We start from the raw sequence: 17,130 nt of genomic DNA, 5'->3' as shown, positions 1-17,130 counted from the left end.
TTAATCAAATTTTTGGATAAATATTTTACCGTTCGGTTGAATTTCTGCATAGAAAACTTCTTCGATTGATTGTATATTTGCCTTTTTTAATTCGTTATCTAACCATTCTTTACTTTTTCCAACTTCTAATAAATTTCGTTTCATTAGCTTCCCATCAGTGATGATTTCAATAGGGATAAAAGCCGGAGATGAAGGATAGATGTTTAAATCAATCTTTTGGGTGCTTTGAAATTCAGGCTTTTTCAGAATACTAAGCATGCCATTCGGTTCTAAAATAGCATAGTCAATTTCTGTAATTGAAAAAACTTGATATTGTCTAATCATCATTGTTAGATCATCAATATTAATTTTAGTGTTTGCTAAAGCTTTTCTATCTATTTTTCCTTTTTTAATAACGATTGTCGGTTGTCCATCAAGTAATGTTCTTGCTTTTCCGGATTTTAGTGCGATGTAACTAATTAAAGTAGTAAGCACACACCAAACAATTAAGCTTACTAAAAATTTTGTGTATACAATTGTTTTTAAAACTACCATATTGGCTGCCATTGAGCCAATTGTAATACCAGTTACGTAGTTAAAGAAGGTTAAGTGACTAAGTTGTTTTTTACCTAAAAACCTCGTAAGTGTCAGAAGAACAAAAAAACTAATAATCGTTTGAACAACTACTTGTAAATAACTTGTGTACAAATTCTCCCACTCCTTATCTAACCCCTAGAATACCCAATGAATTTTTAAAAGATACTACAATAACAGCGCAGAATCCGAATTGATTAGTTTAACTAAGTTTTATAAAAATAAACTGAATCAGACAGAACATTATTAGAAGAAACGTATACCATGTAATAAGTTGATCTTCGTTCCGCCTGAACGCCCCCCAGGAAAGTGCCCAGGCGAAACGGAAATCAACCCTACATTATGATGAAGATCTAAATTGCAATGAAATCATTATTATCAATAATGGAAAAAATAGTCGGTTCTTTGGTAATATAAGTATTATTTGGTTAAAAGGAGAGTTTTTATGGATTCTAGAGTTCCTATTCAAGTTCGAAAAATTCTAAATGAATATATAACCCTATTTCAAAATAAAATACCGAATACGCTTGAAGGGTTCTATTTACATGGCTCAATTGCTCTTAACGCTTACATAAACGGATCTAGTGATATCGATTTTATTGCAGTTGTCAATAGACCATTAACTGATGAAGATGTGGGAGTAATATCCGCTCTTCACAAAGAATTAAATCGAAAATACAAGGATACAGGGATGGATGGATGTTATTTACTTGTTGAGGATATTGGAAAGAAACAGTGTGAGGTAAATGGTTGCTTAAACGTCAACGAAGGCAAAGCAAATTGGGGTAATGATAATATTAACCCAATTACTTGGTGGATTTTAAAAAACAAAGGGATTACCATTTTAGGGGCAGATGTAGCTACATATAACTTCAGTGTAGATGAAAGAGTGCTTGATGATTATGTTTTAGAAAATATGAACAGTTATTGGTCAAGTAGATTGAAAAAAATTAAAAAATATAAAGCATTTTTGATACCAAATAAATTAGTTGATTTAGAAGTAGAGTGGTCAATAACAGGGATTTTACGGCAATTTTACACACTGCAAGAACACGATATTGTTTCAAAAGTAGATGCTTGTAAATATGCATTACATCATTTACCCGAAGAATTTCACAATATTATTACCGAAGCCATCAGTATTCGAGAAGGTTCCAATATACGCTATTGTAATTCAAAAAAACAACGCATTGATGCCACTATTCAATGTATGGATTATATACTTAAAGATTGTAATAGTATTAAAAATTAGTGAATTGTTTCATTTCATCTGCTACCGTTTATGGGAAAATATGATAGAATTAATTAGTCTTAAATGACAATTTCATTTAGGGGGTAGATATTATGATTAAAAACTATGTTAGCGTGATAAACAAAAAGGGGAAACCGTCTAACTAAAATATTATATAGCGTTTCTTCAAATTGAAGGGGAAAAATTATTTGAATCAAGCATTACTTATTATTGATGCTCAGCAAGACTTAATGGATGGCAGCGAGAAAGAAAGTGCTGTTTTTAATAAGGAAAAGCTTATTAAAAATATTAATTTAGTCATTGGCAAAGCAAGGAAATCCAATATTCCAGTGGTGTTTGTAAGGGATCTCGATGTTGCTGAAGGTAAAGGGGAAGGGTTCTATATTCATAATGGCATTAATGTACCTAATGAAGCTAAGATTTTCGATAAAAAAGCATCGAATTGTTTCCATGGGACTGAACTGCTAAATCATTTACAATCTCAAGAGATTAAACATGTTGTTGTGATGGGATGTTCAACGCAACACTGTATCGATAGTGCAGTAAGAACAGCAACTATTAATGGTTTGGATGTCACGTTAGTTGGTGATGGTCATTCAACAGCGGACAGTGATGTTTTAAGTGCAGAACAAATTATCAAGCATCATAATCATACACTTCATGGTCATTATAATGTCGAACATTTTTCTATTGTTAGAAATTCTGAAGAAGACTTGTACCAACCTACACATGATACGTATAGATAAAAAAATGTTAAAGGGCTTAATATGATGAGTGTCTTTTACTTTTGGTGGCATTCTTTATAAGGTGGCTACTGAATAAACTGAACCATATCAAATGGCGAAATAGTATTTTTTTGGTTCACTACATTAAAAACAGGTGATGAAAATATTCTCATTTTCATCACCTGTTTTATCAACTTGAACCAGAACTGGATTTACGAACAGGTCACAATGAAAAGCCACCCTCTAATTTGGACAAGGCTTCATCTAGCAATCGAGCAAAATCAATTTCAGGATTTTCCGCATAGTAAAACATCATTGAAATGTTCACACCAGTTACGGCCCCAACAAAAGTACGTACTTCTAAATCATCAGACTTTCTACCGATACGTTCCGCTACCATTTCTGCAATCATCTGCATCGTTTGTGTCAGGTTATTCAAGGCTGCCCCTCGCAGCTCTGGGACAGTTACGATGAGCATGTTTCGTTCACGAACAGTAGCTAGCTCATCGACAGATATATTGCTCATTGCTGAGATTACTGCATTGCGAAAAGCCTGTAGAGTAGTTATATTTGCTGGCTGCTCTTCAAATGAGGCAATTAGTAAAGGGTCATAGTTGTCAGTGAGCAGTACATCCTCTTTTGCTGGGAAATAGCGGAAAAAAGTGCTGGGAGAGATCTCTGCAGCCTCGGCAATTTGCTCTACTGTCGTTGAATGATAGCCAATTTCGCGAAAAAGTCTAAGCGCATGCATTTGAATCGCTGCCATAGTTTTTGCTTTTTTTCGTTCTCGTAATCCAATAACCCGTTCGTTATTTGCTTTCATTTTCTTCACTTCCCACTGGTATTTTGCTTAAACTCCAATTTTTTGTTTTCACTTACTCTAAGTTTTAAAAAAGCCAATGTTAATACGATTCCAAGAGTGGCAACGCCCCCGCACACATACAGTATGACGTCCATTCCGTAAATGAAAGCGGAATGAACAGATTTAAGCAGTTGTGTGGAGTTCAATTGACTTGCAGCTTGAGTACCTGCCGTTATGCTTCTTTGCACAGACTTTGCAACACTACTTGGAAATTCATTCAAATCCAGTTTATCACGATATTTACTGCTAAGTATAGTACCTAAGATCGCTACACCCATCGTCCCTCCAATATTACGCATTGCCATAATTAGCGCTGAACCTACACCACTCCGTTCTGCTGTAAGTGCCGACATGGCCACGTCCATCGATGCTGGAAGCACAAATCCGATACCAAGCCCAACAATAGTTATCCATAAAGAAGTATATCCATAGCCATTGCCGATATTTGTATTAGCTCCGAACATAAAAGCAAGAGCTAGTAGCAAGAAACCAAGCGCAATGGTTATTTTTCCGCCGATTCGTCGCTGGAGTTTATCAGATATTTGTGATCCAACTAGAAGGCCGCCTACAAGAGGTAATAAACGCAGACCCGCACCTAATGCATCTGCTCCTTTAACTGCCTGAAAATATTGCGGCATCACGAACAATAAGCCGAACATGAGAAAAGAAACTATTGTAGCCATAATTGAACCCCAGGTGAAGCTTGAAGATCGAAATAAGAAAGGATCAACAAGCGGATGTTTAGTGCGTTGTTCCCAAAATACAAAAACTACAAGAAGCAGTACCCCAATAACGATTGTAGCAACTGCTGTAATGTCATCCCAACCTTTCTCTCCAACTTCGATTACCCCGTAGGTTATACCGACTAAACCAAGGCTTGATGATAAAACACCAATGAAATCTACTCTTGGCTTTACAACACTTTGTGATTCAGGGAGTAATACAAAGACAGCGAATAAAGCTATAAGAATAAGCGGAACATTGATAAAAAACACTGAACCCCACGAATAGTTGTTAAGGAGCCATCCACCTACGATTGGGCCCAGTGGAATGCCAATTGCATTAGACATCACCCAAATGCCAATCGCCTTAGGCCGTTCATCTTCTGTAAATAATACTGGAATAATAGACATGGATAGCGGAACAAGAAATGCTGCACCAAGACCAAGAAATACACGACCAACAATTAATTCCACTGCTGTACTGGCATAGGCACATGCTAAAGAAGCAACGCCAAACAAAATCAATCCGAAAATAAGTACTTTTTTGCGTCCAAATCGGTCGCCAAGCAGTCCGGCAGGAAGGAGAGCTGCAGCGAAGACAAGCGTATAGGCATCCGCAAACCATTGAAGATCTCTATTGGTAGCATGTAAATCGATTGCAAGAGTAGGGAGTGCTAAATTGAGAATTGTTAGATCTAAACCGACCGCAAGCAGACCGATTGCAAGAGCAATCTGGACCAACCATCTGTGATTTCCTTGAGTGTTCAAAAATATTTACCACCTTTCAAAGTTTTGTAGAGTAACACAAGGTAATTAATGACAGTATATGCTGATTGAGAGTTAATGTCAAATGACAGTTACTATCACTTTATTGAACATTCAGTTATATGTTGATTGGATTATTTGTAATGTCTACATATAATTTGCAAATTATATTCAATGTGTTTAATATGTATTAAACGCACTAAACTAAAAGAGGTGTACTATGAAAAACATACTATTAAACGACGAGCAAAAGGTATTAATAGAGGATTTTGGAACTTATATTGAGTCAACAGGTGGTGCAAGGTCACTAGGTAAGATATGGGGATATTTGTTGATATCAGGTGCTCCCAAATCACTTGACGACATGGTGAATGACCTGCAAATAAGCAAAGGTATGGCATCATTGTCCGTTCGACAAGGTGTTCAGATTTCTTTATTTCGTAAAGTAGGGATTCCTGGTAGCAAGCGAGATTTTTATAAGTTGCATTCAGACGCATGGACATCAACTTTGCATACGAGCATTGCCCAAGGTGCGATGATAGCACAATATTTGCGTAGAGCAAAAAATTTAGTTCTTGAGGAGCAAGCTGTATTAACAATCGATGAAAGTATCGAGTTTTTTGAATTTGTGATCCAACAGACAGAGCAAATTTTAGTTCAGTGGGAAAAGAGAAAGGGTAGTAATACAAAGTAGGGGGAGACTTTATGCCAAAAGTTAATGCGAACAGTATCACAATCCATTACAAAATTAAAGGTCAAGGAACGCCCATATTATTTTTACACGGCAGCGGAGCATCATGGAAAATGTGGGAGCCTCAATTTAAAGCATTTTCCTCACACTATCAAATGCTTATGCCTGATTATAGAGGACATGGTGATACGACAAAGGAATTCCCGAATAATAAATATGATCATCATATTATTGTGGAGGATATAAAATGTTTTTTAGACGTACTTGAAATTAGCAAAATTCATGTCGTCGGTGTGTCTCAGGGCGGTCAATTGGCTACTTTGCTTGCAATAAAATATCCCACATACGTAGATAAACTCGTAGTCTCTAATAGTTATAGTGAGATGCCCACAATCGCGGCGAGCTGGGTACTGTCGATCTCAAATTTTATATTTAGTCTACTTCCATACAGTATAATTATTAATATTATGATGAAATTTTATAAGGAGGATCCTTATACTCAACGGATATTAAGAGAGTCTTTTTCGATTGATAAGAAGATGCTGCTTGCAATGAAAAGAGCACCATTTCCAACTCATACTGATCAATTGCATCAGATAAAGTCACCTACGCTTGTAATGGGTGGCGAAGGAAAAGTTATTACGGGAGTTGATGAAGGGAAAGGATCTCGAACTATTTTTAACCATATTCAAAATGCAAAACTAGCATTATTCAAAGATGCATTCGATCCATTAAGTACGATGCGCCGAGATATTTTTAATGAAATGATTATCGATTTCCTAGAGGATAAGCCTTTGAAGCAATATAAGGATGTAACTATTATTAGTAAATAAATTGTAAATGGAAAGGTGAGATAGTATGACTATATATATTGCATTACTTAGAGGAATTAATGTAGGCGGGCACAATAAAATCATCATGGCAGAATTAAGAAGTTCCCTTGAACAACTAGGATTACAAAATGTTAAGACATATATACAAAGTGGAAACATCCTTTTTGAATCAGGCGAAACTGAGGAGATTTTGCAAAAGAAAATTCAGGATAAAATTAAAGCGGATTATGGGATATCCAGTTTTGTTGTCATTAGGACATCAGAAGAATTACAGCAAATTGTAAGTCAATCTCCCTTTTCAGATCAGAAGATTTCAGAAGCGGATAATTCATGTAAAGGAGAATGTCTGCATGTTGCTTTGTTGCCGGCAGCTCCTTCTAAGGTCAATCGTGACAAGTTTTTAGCTTATACAAATGAAAGAGAACTCAGTATCATAAATGGAAGAGATGTGCATCTTTTATTCTATGACAGCATTCGAAACTCCAAACTTGGTAATAATCTGAAAAAGCTTGAGATTCCAGCAACTGTACGTAATTGGAAAACTCTCATGAAGCTTTCAAGTATGGTCGAAGAATTGAAATATAAAAAAAGTAAATAATAATAAAGTTCCATTAATCAAAAGAATTATTCAGGACTTGCAAATAAAGGATTTACATACAATGGCTACATGAACAATTTTTCGCAACTTTTAGAGCATCTTATATTTAATTCGATTTTGTTTATTAAAAGGCTGGAGGTTCAAGGTAAATGAGTTTAAACGCATTATTACTTGGTGTTGTAGCTGGTGTCTTAACTTTTATAGTTGCAGGAGAAATAACACCATTAATTATAACAAATACTTTTTTAGGATTTATTACTGGTAAATTAACTGATAAAAATAATCAGGATCGCAAATAATAAAATATTCGATTTTCAAAAATACAGTCGTAAAGATACGGCTATTTCAATACGTATGTCGTAGTAAAACAAATATACATTCATGATTTGTTCAGAATTTGTTGAGAATGATGTGGTAACCTAATAATGTCATGGTTAGCAAATGAACACGCATAAACAAAAAGTCAAGGTCACAAATTTTTTTGTGAGCTTGGCTTTTTGTTTTTAGTGAATAGAGCTTTATAAAAAGTACATCAGGTACTCATTTAAGCCTGGTATTTAAATAATTCCTCCAAATATAACGAGCATGGTGTTCGGCTCCCGCCCGCGGAAATCAGCGTCCAATATGATTAGTTATTCTAAAACCACTAAAGTTCCTCTAAGGATTATTCGAGACAGCCATATTACAATTAATAAATTTGTAAGGAATGAGTAAGAAAAAAGAGATGATCGATTTATACAATTAAAGTACAAAATGAGAGAGGGAATTTTTGGGGTGACTGCACAGGATATTAAAAAAGAGACTTACATTTTTGAATATCATCTCGTATAAAAAATAATATGGACGAACAAGAAATTCGAATTTATGACATGACAGTTACTCTGCAAAAGATTTTGGCGATAAAAAGCACAGCTCTTTAGTGTAGTATTTCTTAAATTTGATGAATGGAGAGAGATTCATGCTTAAACTGATAGAACTGGGATGGAAAAAACATAATTTAACTAAATATTTAATAGGAATAACCATTTGTATTGTAGCAAATTACTTTGCTTCCGGAACTCTTCCATATGTTTTTAAAATTGAGAATGGGCTGTTGTTTACTGAGTATTTAGGACTAATGCCATTAATGAATATTCTTATTAAAACAACATTTATAATTATTTTAGCTATTATTTTATTACGTTTAGTAATTAATGAATACAAGAATCATAATAGGTTACCAATACTCAACATAATGAGTATTGGTTATATGATCATGCAATAGAATGACAAATCGAAGAGGAGAGATGACGCTATGTTACAGCTACTAAAGCTGGAAATGAAGAAGTTTAACTTAGGTTGGTATGTAAAAGGTGCGATTATCGCCAACATCATTATAACAGCAATAGTGTGTATCGTTATTTTTATTGCACAGAGAGAAGGGGATATACCCATTTCAACGTATCAAGATGTTTATGTACTGATTGGCGCAAGCGTGAGGGCAACATTTATTGTGTTTGCCTCGGTATTGATTGCGAAACTAATCATTGAAGAATATAAAAACAAAACAATTTTGATTTTGTTCTCTTATCCTGTTAGTCGAAAGAAAATAATTGCTAGTAAACTAATCCTGATAGCTTTTTTGACGTTAATCACAATGATGTTGTCTAATATGGTTGTTGCTGGTCTGTTTTCAATAATTAATATTTATTTTCCTATTGTTCCATTTGCATTAACTGCAAATCAGTTCATAGGAGAGGTCATAAACATGGTTCCTTTTGCTATTGTCTCCTCAGGAATAAGCTTAATTCCATTGTATTTTGGGATGCGTAACCATTCTGTTCCGGCCACTATTGGTTCCTCTCTCCTCGTGGTGGCAATTGCTTGTTCTTATAACCCAGCAATCTCATTGGTGACCTTTATTCCACTTCAATTAGGGCTTGCAGCAGTTGGAGTGGTCATTGCGTACCTAGGTATTCATAATATTGAAAACGAGGATGCGATGTAACTTGGAGTAAGGTGAAACGATCAGGAAGGCTAGCGAAAACCTAATTAAGACCCGGATTTCTTATGTCAATAAGATAAACTTATGAAATCTAATAAAAAAACATGAATTTTCATTATGTTTTATGTTTGATAACGTAAAAGAAAGGAGGCGGAAAGATGAGAATTTTTGATGCACACTTTCACATTATTGATTTTGATTTTCCTATTACTGAAAACCAAGGATATGTACCACCTAGCTATGTTGTAGAAGATTACCAAAAAGAAACAGCGACTTTTAATATTGTAGGTGGTGCAATTGTCTCGGGTTCTTTCCAAGGTTTTGACCAAGATTATTTAGTCAATGCTTTAGAGAAAATGGGCTCTGCATTTTGTGGTGTTACGCAACTACCATTTTCGGTGACAGATGATGAGATTATTGATTTACATAAAAAAGGTATGCGCGCACTACGATTCAATGTGAAGCGTGGCGGCTCCGAAGATTTATCTAAACTCGATTACTTTGCGAGACGTGTTTATGATTTAGTTGGCTGGCATAGTGAACTATATATAGACGCAAAAGATTTGCCTGAAATTGCCTCAACGATTGAAAAATTACCGGCCATTTCAATTGATCATTTAGGGTTATCTGAGGAAGGCTTACCTCATTTGTTGCAACTCGTAGATCAAGGTGTACGAGTAAAAGCGACAGGTTTTGGTCGTGTGGAGCTCAATGTAGAACATGCTTTGAAATCCATTTATGCTGTCAATCCCGACGCGCTAATGTTCGGCACAGACTTGCCGTCAACACGGGCAAAAAGACCTTTTGCTTATGCAGATATTGAACTGATTCAAGGATTGTTTGATTCAATTTCTGCGGAAAAAATTCTTTATCAAAACGCGATGAATTTTTATTTTAAGTGAGTTTTTTGGTAGAAGAACTGTTTATTAGAAATAGCCAATTGCCCTTCACATCAAATGTGGAGGGTTTTTATTATGCGCTGCGAGAGCAATCGAAGCTACATGATTCAGGATTTGTTCAGAAATTGTTAAGAATAATGTGGTAACCTATCATTGTCAAGGTAAACAAACGAACACGCATAAAAAATGATCAGATAAACAATTAATTTTGAGTCTGATCATTTTTTATTTCGTAAATGTTGTGACTTACCTAATTTTGAAATAAGGATAGCTATTTTTGATTTAAGAAGCTGCTAAAACCAAAACGAAAGAACTAGGTGTGTCTCTCCCAAACCATATTGAAAAAGGCGAAAAATTCGCAAATTTAGATGATGAAACTAATAAAGAGGCAACAAAATTAATTGAGAAAGCAAAAATACAAATGGAGGAACTAGGAGTTGATTTCCCTACAGAAAAGTTTAATCAATTAGTTGATTAAAATGATTCGAGGAGGGGATAAACTTTAAACAATACAGCGGTAACCACCAATTTTATTAGACAAAATATCGAAGTGTACCACGGTCAATAAAACGGTCCTAAAAACCCTTAAGCTTTTAGGACCCCTTATTACTCCTTTTTAGGTTAAACCTTTAATATATTTCGTAACATTCCCTAAACAACAACTACCTTGAGGATTGTTTACCTCACAGCCACAACGATTTTCTTTTATATTTTCACGAATATGTTGTAAGGGGCTAGGAGTGAGTTCATTTTCAACATAGTGTTTAATTTTCTCTTTAGTCCAACCAAAACAATAACAAACCGGTGTACTAAATGAGTCATTCTTTTGATGTACATCTACCTTTATATCAGATAGAAGGTACTCCTTATTACACGAATCAAAATAAATGACATGACAATCTTTAGTAGCACAAAAATAGTGATTTTCCATAGCATTTATAGATCCTAATACAGATGGTTTCATCATGGATTTAATTGTTATTAACTCAAACTTCGCACCAATATAAATCGGCTTAATCATTGAGCTTGTTTGGTTCTTTACAATTTCAATAGGATTCTTGACAAAATGTTTTATAAATACAAAAAACACCTCATTCTTTGGTATAGTGAATTTGACTAGAATACACTACCAAACGAAAGAGGTGCTTTCATTATGATAGAGCATAATGGACCAAACAATCAACTGTCTAAAGAATTAAAATCTATTTTTAATGAATTAGAAATTTTTAAACATTTACGGAAAGCTGGCATTACGAAGAAGTTTGGGTTTACAACTTCTTATTTGTTTCACCTCGTATTCTGTTTAATTTTTCATCAAAAGAGTTGGTGTACCCTTTTTATCATCCAAAAAGGAGATTGTTATCCAGCCAAAGATGCCGTTTATCGTTTTATGAATCATTCTAAATTTGCTTTAGCGTCGTTTTTTTATCCTTTTTAAGCGCACACGCCGTTCAAAAAGTCGATGCACTAACAGATGAAAAAGCGCCCAAAAAAACACTGATTATTGACGATTCAATGTTTGATCGGAATCGTAGTAAAAAGGTTGAGCTTCTCGCACGTTGTATGGATCATTCCTCTTTAACGAAGCGCTTCTATAAAAGGCTTTCGTATGCTTACTTTGGGTTGGTCAGACGGCTTTACATTTATGCCGCTGGATTTTACGTTACTGAGTTCAAAAAATGCACAAATCAATGGGATTTCGAACAACATCGACAAACGTACCTCGGGCTATAAACGTCGTGTAGAATCGTTAGAATCCGCGCCTACAATCATTCCAAGTATGCTTGAAAAGAGCCTTACAAGCAGGTGTATCCGCTGATTATGTGTTAATGGATACGTGGTTTACACAACAACCGCTCATTCAATCCATCGTTGAACTAGGTCTGGATGTCATTGGTATGGTGAAAAATACGAACCAACGTTATTTGATGAACAACCAACGACTCTCTTTAAAAGAATTGTATAAGATTGCCACACCTGTCCCAGACAAGAAAGGAATTTTGCGATCGATTCATACAACGATGGCAAATGGCGTTCAGGTAAAGGTTGTATTTGTCCAAAACAGAAATAAAAAGAGTGAGTGGCTTGCCATTCTTAGCACGGACTGTACGCTTTCTGAACAAGAAATCATTCGTATTTATGGAATGCGTTGGGACATCGAAGTCTTCTTTAAGACAACCAAATCATTATTGAGACTTCAAAAAGAATTTCAAGGGATGTCTTATGATTTACTCATCAGTCACACAACCATTGTCTTTTCAAGATATATCGTTTTGTCCTGGCAAAATCGCTGCCATACCGACCAGCGAACATTAGGTGGCATTTTCTATGAACTTTGCGATGAAGTAAATGAACTCGATTGGGCTGTCGCTTTACAGCAATTAATCGAGCTTCTTGAAGATACCCTGAAAAAGACAAATACAAAAATCCAAAAACTAATCAAAAGTCAACTTCAGCAATGGATCGCCAGCCTTCCTAATTATATCAAGGCTTATTTGTCGATTTCAGTCTGCGAAGTTTGAGTTATTAACTGTACATTTTTAGCTTTATTTTTGCAAGAGGGACAAATAATAGTGTTTTCATTAATATTTTTTTTACTGCTACTACAACAATTTTCCATCTTCATATCACCTCGTACATTTTTTTCAGTCGTCACCTTATATAAAGTATAACCCATGCACAAAGGTAAATGGGAAAGGAATTGCCTCATTATCAACAAGACAGTGAACGCTCAAAAAAGATCAAGAGCTCGAAGGTGTAAATTGGAATTCTTTTTTTTGAAATCACCAAAATTTATTCTAAAATAAAATTAATTCCAAAATAATGAGAGAACCAAGTATAAATTTAAAGCTAGTTAAACTAGGCGCTCATAAAATTAACTGCATTCCAGTTAGTAAGTACTAACTGGAATGCAGTTCTAATTATCGTCTTGGTCTTATAAAGTTGGTATCTTCTAAAATACTTTAAGGTGATCAATACTATGTTTCTAGGATTTGAATGGTTCCCTAAAAAATGGGGAAAAAGAAAAGTTTCAGAACAGTTTCTTCAAGCAAAATTTACGGAAGAAGGTAAAGGGATTACGATTAGCACTTATGCTATAGATTTATATGTTATATCTATTCCTTTAAAAGTGAAAAAATATAATTCACTTTAACTTCGGTAGAGTGTAACTAATTGTGTTGACACTTTTTTGTTTTAGTCTTAATTTGAAAGGGATGTATTTAGATAAGTTGTTTTCGTTTTAAAATGTGAAAATAAATAACAGCCTATAATAACAATCAATCCTCCAATCCCTTGAGTCCAAGAGATGCTTTCTCCTAAAAATAAAAACGCTAAAAGTGCCGTGAAAATCGGGTTGAAATTAAGGAAAACACCGGATGTTGTAGCCCCTAATTTTTGAATACCAATGCTCCAAAGTACCATACAAACGACAGTGGAGATAAACCCTGTATATAAAAGGGATAGTATAAAAGAATGATTAACATTAGAAATGGTAAAATCATTAAGGTTAAACGGCAATAGTACAAGAAGTCCAAATATTCCTGAATACAAATTAGACATTAGTGGTGAGGTAGTTTTCATTGCCCATTTACTACAGACGGAATAAATTCCCCATACACATACAGCTGCAAGCATCCATAAATCACCCAAATTAAAATGAAAAGACAATAATAGGTTGATGTTCCCCTTTGAAAGTACGAGAAGAACACCGAACAGCGAAAGTAGCATTGAAAGTGATTGAAGTATATTAATCTTTTCCTTTAGAAAAACAAATGAAAAAATCGCAATTGAAATAGTATTTAATGTTGAAATAAGGCCAACATTCGTCGATGTAGTTCTTTCCAATGCTAAAAATTGAAAAATATTGAACAATACCACACCTGTAATGCCCATTAACAATAAAGGGAGAAGGGCATCTCGAGAGGGAAGCAATCTTTTTTCTTTCCACCATACCATAGGAAGAAGTACGGCGACGGCAATGAGCCATCTTAAGCTCGTCAATGTTAAGGGAGAGGCATGCTCAACAAGCGATTTGGCAACTACAAAATTGCCTCCCCAAAGTAAACTGGTTAAAAGCATTAATAGAACATAGATATTCTTCAAATCACTATCTCTCCTTGGATTCTTATATGTACAATCGAGTTTTGATAAAAGAATCATAACATTTTTGCTTATTTGGCAGTGTAATATTTTGTATAATGAATAAAAATCAAAATAATAGTAAGAATAAAAGGATTTTACAGAATAAAATTAATAATGATTGTCAAATGTAGCTGAAATTTCGAATAAAAAAAGGAGAGAATAGCATGAGAGATTTCGAAAGAAGATTATTAGATAGTGTGGATACTCAAATATTAGATATCTTGCAGAGAGAAGTTCAGATCAGTAATGCAGAACTAGCGAGACGGGTGAATTTATCCCCACCAGCGACACATACAAGGATAAAACGATTAGAAAGTGAAGGATTTATTGATAAACAAGTTGCCATTTTAAATCATGAGAAACTGGGATTCGATTTACTCTGCTATGTTTTCATGAGTACAAATATTCACCAAGCGAAGGAATTAGAAGCTTTGGAAAATACCTTAAAAACAATGACAGAAATATTAGAATGTCATTGTTTAACGGGAGAGTATGATTATCTTTTAAAGGTTGTTATTAGGGATCGAAAAGAATTAAATAGCTTTATAAGAAAATTAAATAGGCTTGGCATATCCCGCATTCAAACTAACTTATCTTTAAGAGAAGTTAAATATTCTACAGTCTTACCAATATCAGTGGATGAACAGTAGAAACTCTTCCGAGCAATATCGATTTTTAGCTTCGTCACGTAAATGGTTTAGGTCAAAAACTCAAGCACAATAGGAGGCATTATGAAAACATTCATTTATATGGTGCGACACGGTGATTCACCAAAAGACGGAAATGAGAGAACTAGAGAATTAACTGAAAAAGGTAGATTAGACACTCAACGAATAACTAATATTCTACAAAAAGAGGGCATTGATGCTGTTATTTCAAGCCCGTATAGTCGTTCAATCCTAACTGTTCAGAAAGTAGCTAATTAAATAGAAAAGGTAATTGTATTTGAAGATCTTAAAGAGCAAATATTTATTGCTGGAGATAAGCGAATTTCTGACAAGGAATTATTCCCTTTATTAGAAAAGTCATTTTCTGACCCAGCTTATGCTTTAAAGGGAGGGGAGTCAAATGCTGACTGCCAGAAACGTGCTATAAAAGTCCTGAAAGAATTATTAAACACCTATCAAGGACAGAAAGTAGTAATTGGCACACATGGGGCTGTTATGACTTTAATGATGGGGTTTTATGATAGTAGATATGATTTGAACTTTTTACTACATACAACAAAGCCAGACATATACAGAATGGAATTTGATGGGCAAGAATTGGTCGATGTAAAAAGATTATGGGAGATTTAAGCTTTGAGACTGAAAATTGTCGGTACATTTTCTTGTGTTTTAGATATTCCAAATAATAAATTTTAGAAAAACATTCTGATTAAAAAGGGTGTTTTTTTTGTCCTGAAGGCTAGACTAAACAACTGATTAAGGAAAATATTGATAATCACAATACAAGTATATTTACTTCACCTTATAAAATCAGTAGAGACTAGTAGACATTTATAGCTTTTGTTTAAGGGATAATGTACATTACACTAAAAGGGTGAACGGTTTACTGAAGACTAAACAATGTAGTAGTAGAGGTGAAAATTATATGGAGGAAATGCAAGATAAGAAGTATGAAATAAAAAATTATATTAAAAAACAAATTACTAAAAATAGATATATTTTAGGCGTTGCCGCTGGTTCTGGAATGACAGCTAAATACGCAGAACAAGGTGGCGCTGACTTTATTTTGGCTCTAAATTCAGGACGATTCAGATTAATGGGGGTAAGTTCATTAGCTGGTTTTTTACCGTATGCAAATAGTAATGAAGTTGTCATGGATTTTGCATGTAAAGAGATCATTCCTATGATAAAAAAAATTCCTGTTTGTTTTGGTTTATGTGCAACAGATCCAACAATTGATCTAGATAACTACATCGATTTAATTAAGAAAAAAGGCTTTGCAGGCATTAATAATTATCCAAGTATTGGTCTAGTAGATGGGCTTTTTTTAGAAGCATTAGAAGAACAAGGTATTTCTTATGATAAAGAGGTAGAAGCTATTCGTCTCGCTAGTGAAAAGGGATTGTTTACTGTAGCTTTTGTATTTAACGAGGAGCAAGCTATAAGGATGGTAGAAGCTGATGCAGATATTATTTGTGTTCACTTAGGTTTAACGAATGGTGGATCATTAGGTGCTAAAAAGATTTTATCTTTACAGGCTGCCAAAAGGATGGCAGTGAATATATTTAATAAATGTAATGAACTGAATCCTAACATCATTAAAATGATTTATGGAGGCCCGGTTAATAAACCAATAGATGTTCAATATATGTATGATGATACTACGATTATGGGTTATATCGGAGGTTCTGTTTTTGAAAGGATTCCCAATGAACAGGCTCTCATACATATTACGAAATCCTTTAAGCAAACGAACGATTTTCAGTTCGATGAATTAATCAGTAAAATTACTGATGGTTTGGGAAGTCAAGATGATTATATTAATTTTATAAAAAAATACATCAATTTACATTATATGGATGAAATTTCATTGAATGAAGTAGCAGAAATATTAAATTTGTCTCGTTCTTATTTAAGCACTTTATTTAAAAAAGAGATGGGTGTCTCATTTACACAATATCTTATTAATTTTCGGCTTAATCGTGCAATTGAAATACTAAAATTGGAAAAAATACCGTTAAATAATATCGCAGAAATGGTAGGTTATCCAGACTATACTCAATTTAGTAAAATATTTAAAAAATATAAAGGTGTGTCACCTAAAAACTATTTAACTTCTTTCAGCAGGTGTTTGGACACCCGCTGAAATAGAGGAACTCAGTCTAAGAACGCCACGTCCTGTGGCAATTTATCTGTGCGAAAGCGAAGCGACAGCAACACACGACTGAGTGACCAACTTCGTGTTGGCCTAAAGCCTCCGGCGGATGTCATGGAATCGGAAAGGAGTTCTTTGTGCAAGCACAAAGCCGATTCCAGACGCAATTATGCCAAGGCATAATTGATAATATAACAAAGAGACAAGTTTTTAGAACATAAACACATTAACTCTCCCGAAAGAAAACGTTATTATGGAAT

18 protein-coding genes and 2 pseudogenes are annotated in these 17,130 nt (G+C 34.5%); 15 read left to right on the top strand and 5 right to left on the bottom strand.

Features of this window, described 5'->3' with window-relative positions:
- Entirely contained in the window at positions 1-687 is a 687-nt protein-coding gene (locus FJQ98_RS14655; RefSeq protein WP_053594898.1) for a DUF421 domain-containing protein, read from the bottom strand.
- 331 nt (positions 688-1,018) lie between these two features.
- Here FJQ98_RS14655 and FJQ98_RS14650 point away from each other — a divergent pair, with 331 nt between their 5' ends.
- On the top strand, positions 1,019-1,825 hold the full coding sequence (locus tag FJQ98_RS14650; protein ID WP_053594899.1) for an aminoglycoside adenylyltransferase domain-containing protein: 807 nt from the start codon (positions 1,019-1,021) through the stop codon (positions 1,823-1,825).
- 188 nt (positions 1,826-2,013) lie between these two features.
- The gene (locus tag FJQ98_RS14645; protein WP_053594900.1) at positions 2,014-2,571 is read left to right on the top strand and encodes a cysteine hydrolase family protein; all 558 of its coding nucleotides are present in this window, start codon (positions 2,014-2,016) and stop codon (positions 2,569-2,571) included.
- A 202-nt stretch (positions 2,572-2,773) separates the two neighbouring features.
- On the opposite strand, the gene FJQ98_RS14640 is transcribed toward FJQ98_RS14645, so the two are convergent.
- The gene (locus tag FJQ98_RS14640; protein ID WP_053594901.1) at positions 2,774-3,373 is read right to left on the bottom strand and encodes an acyl-CoA-like ligand-binding transcription factor; all 600 of its coding nucleotides are present in this window, start codon (positions 3,371-3,373) and stop codon (positions 2,774-2,776) included.
- Positions 3,374-3,378: 5 nt separating this feature from the next.
- Entirely contained in the window at positions 3,379-4,902 is a 1,524-nt protein-coding gene (locus FJQ98_RS14635) for a DHA2 family efflux MFS transporter permease subunit (RefSeq protein ID WP_053594902.1), read from the bottom strand.
- A 217-nt stretch (positions 4,903-5,119) separates the two neighbouring features.
- On the opposite strand from FJQ98_RS14635, the gene FJQ98_RS14630 reads away from it, so the two are divergent.
- The 8 genes from FJQ98_RS14630 to FJQ98_RS14595 all read left to right on the top strand — a co-directional run bounded on the left by FJQ98_RS14630 (position 5,120) and on the right by FJQ98_RS14595 (position 10,382).
- A complete protein-coding gene (locus FJQ98_RS14630) occupies positions 5,120-5,593 on the top strand; it encodes a GbsR/MarR family transcriptional regulator (RefSeq protein WP_053594903.1) in 474 nt (157 codons plus the stop codon).
- A gap of 11 nt (positions 5,594-5,604) precedes the next feature.
- Positions 5,605-6,423, top strand: a complete 819-nt coding sequence (locus FJQ98_RS14625) for an alpha/beta fold hydrolase (RefSeq protein WP_053594904.1) — start codon at positions 5,605-5,607, stop codon at positions 6,421-6,423.
- Positions 6,424-6,448: 25 nt separating this feature from the next.
- A complete protein-coding gene (locus tag FJQ98_RS14620; RefSeq protein ID WP_053594905.1) occupies positions 6,449-7,021 on the top strand; it encodes a DUF1697 domain-containing protein in 573 nt (190 codons plus the stop codon).
- 149 nt (positions 7,022-7,170) lie between these two features.
- Positions 7,171-7,320: a hypothetical protein gene (locus tag FJQ98_RS14615; protein WP_158003026.1), complete on the top strand. Its 150-nt coding sequence runs from the start codon at positions 7,171-7,173 to the stop codon at positions 7,318-7,320.
- 659 nt (positions 7,321-7,979) lie between these two features.
- Positions 7,980-8,285, top strand: coding sequence for a hypothetical protein (locus FJQ98_RS14610; protein ID WP_053594906.1), 306 nt, complete (start codon positions 7,980-7,982; stop codon positions 8,283-8,285).
- 30 nt (positions 8,286-8,315) lie between these two features.
- Complete coding sequence (locus tag FJQ98_RS14605) at positions 8,316-9,008, top strand: ABC transporter permease (RefSeq protein ID WP_053594907.1); 693 nt, start codon at positions 8,316-8,318, stop codon at positions 9,006-9,008.
- Positions 9,009-9,163: 155 nt separating this feature from the next.
- Positions 9,164-9,907, top strand: coding sequence for an amidohydrolase family protein (locus tag FJQ98_RS14600; protein WP_053594908.1), 744 nt, complete (start codon positions 9,164-9,166; stop codon positions 9,905-9,907).
- Between the two features lie 316 nt (positions 9,908-10,223).
- Positions 10,224-10,382, top strand: a complete 159-nt coding sequence (locus tag FJQ98_RS14595; RefSeq protein WP_158003027.1) for a hypothetical protein — start codon at positions 10,224-10,226, stop codon at positions 10,380-10,382.
- 138 nt (positions 10,383-10,520) lie between these two features.
- Here FJQ98_RS14595 and FJQ98_RS14590 read toward each other — a convergent pair whose 3' ends face one another.
- Entirely contained in the window at positions 10,521-10,925 is a 405-nt protein-coding gene (locus tag FJQ98_RS14590; protein ID WP_053594909.1) for a (2Fe-2S)-binding protein, read from the bottom strand.
- A 132-nt stretch (positions 10,926-11,057) separates the two neighbouring features.
- Between FJQ98_RS14590 and FJQ98_RS14585 the strand changes: the two are divergent.
- Positions 11,058-12,426: pseudogene (locus FJQ98_RS14585) on the top strand (IS4 family transposase).
- A 458-nt stretch (positions 12,427-12,884) separates the two neighbouring features.
- The gene (locus FJQ98_RS14580; protein ID WP_198926827.1) at positions 12,885-13,058 is read left to right on the top strand and encodes a hypothetical protein; all 174 of its coding nucleotides are present in this window, start codon (positions 12,885-12,887) and stop codon (positions 13,056-13,058) included.
- Between the two features lie 47 nt (positions 13,059-13,105).
- On the opposite strand, the gene FJQ98_RS14575 is transcribed toward FJQ98_RS14580, so the two are convergent.
- The gene (locus FJQ98_RS14575) at positions 13,106-14,008 is read right to left on the bottom strand and encodes a DMT family transporter (RefSeq protein WP_277815914.1); all 903 of its coding nucleotides are present in this window, start codon (positions 14,006-14,008) and stop codon (positions 13,106-13,108) included.
- 203 nt (positions 14,009-14,211) lie between these two features.
- On the opposite strand from FJQ98_RS14575, the gene FJQ98_RS14570 reads away from it, so the two are divergent.
- The 3 genes and pseudogenes from FJQ98_RS14570 (at position 14,212) to FJQ98_RS14560 (ending at position 16,861) form a co-directional block, all read left to right on the top strand.
- Positions 14,212-14,697 carry an Lrp/AsnC family transcriptional regulator gene (locus tag FJQ98_RS14570; RefSeq protein WP_053592590.1) on the top strand — a complete coding sequence of 162 codons (486 nt, stop codon included), beginning with the start codon at positions 14,212-14,214 and terminating at the stop codon, positions 14,695-14,697.
- Between the two features lie 81 nt (positions 14,698-14,778).
- Positions 14,779-15,345, top strand: a pseudogene (locus FJQ98_RS14565) (histidine phosphatase family protein).
- 295 nt (positions 15,346-15,640) lie between these two features.
- Positions 15,641-16,861, top strand: a complete 1,221-nt coding sequence (locus tag FJQ98_RS14560) for a phosphoenolpyruvate hydrolase family protein (RefSeq protein ID WP_246494217.1) — start codon at positions 15,641-15,643, stop codon at positions 16,859-16,861.
- Positions 16,862-17,130: the final 269 nt, after the last annotated feature.

The sequence above is a fragment of the Lysinibacillus agricola genome (assembly GCF_016638705.1).
Taxonomy (GTDB): domain Bacteria; phylum Bacillota; class Bacilli; order Bacillales_A; family Planococcaceae; genus Lysinibacillus; species Lysinibacillus agricola.
Note: the sequence above shows the minus strand (reverse complement) of the source record. Positions and strands in the feature narration are given on the sequence as shown.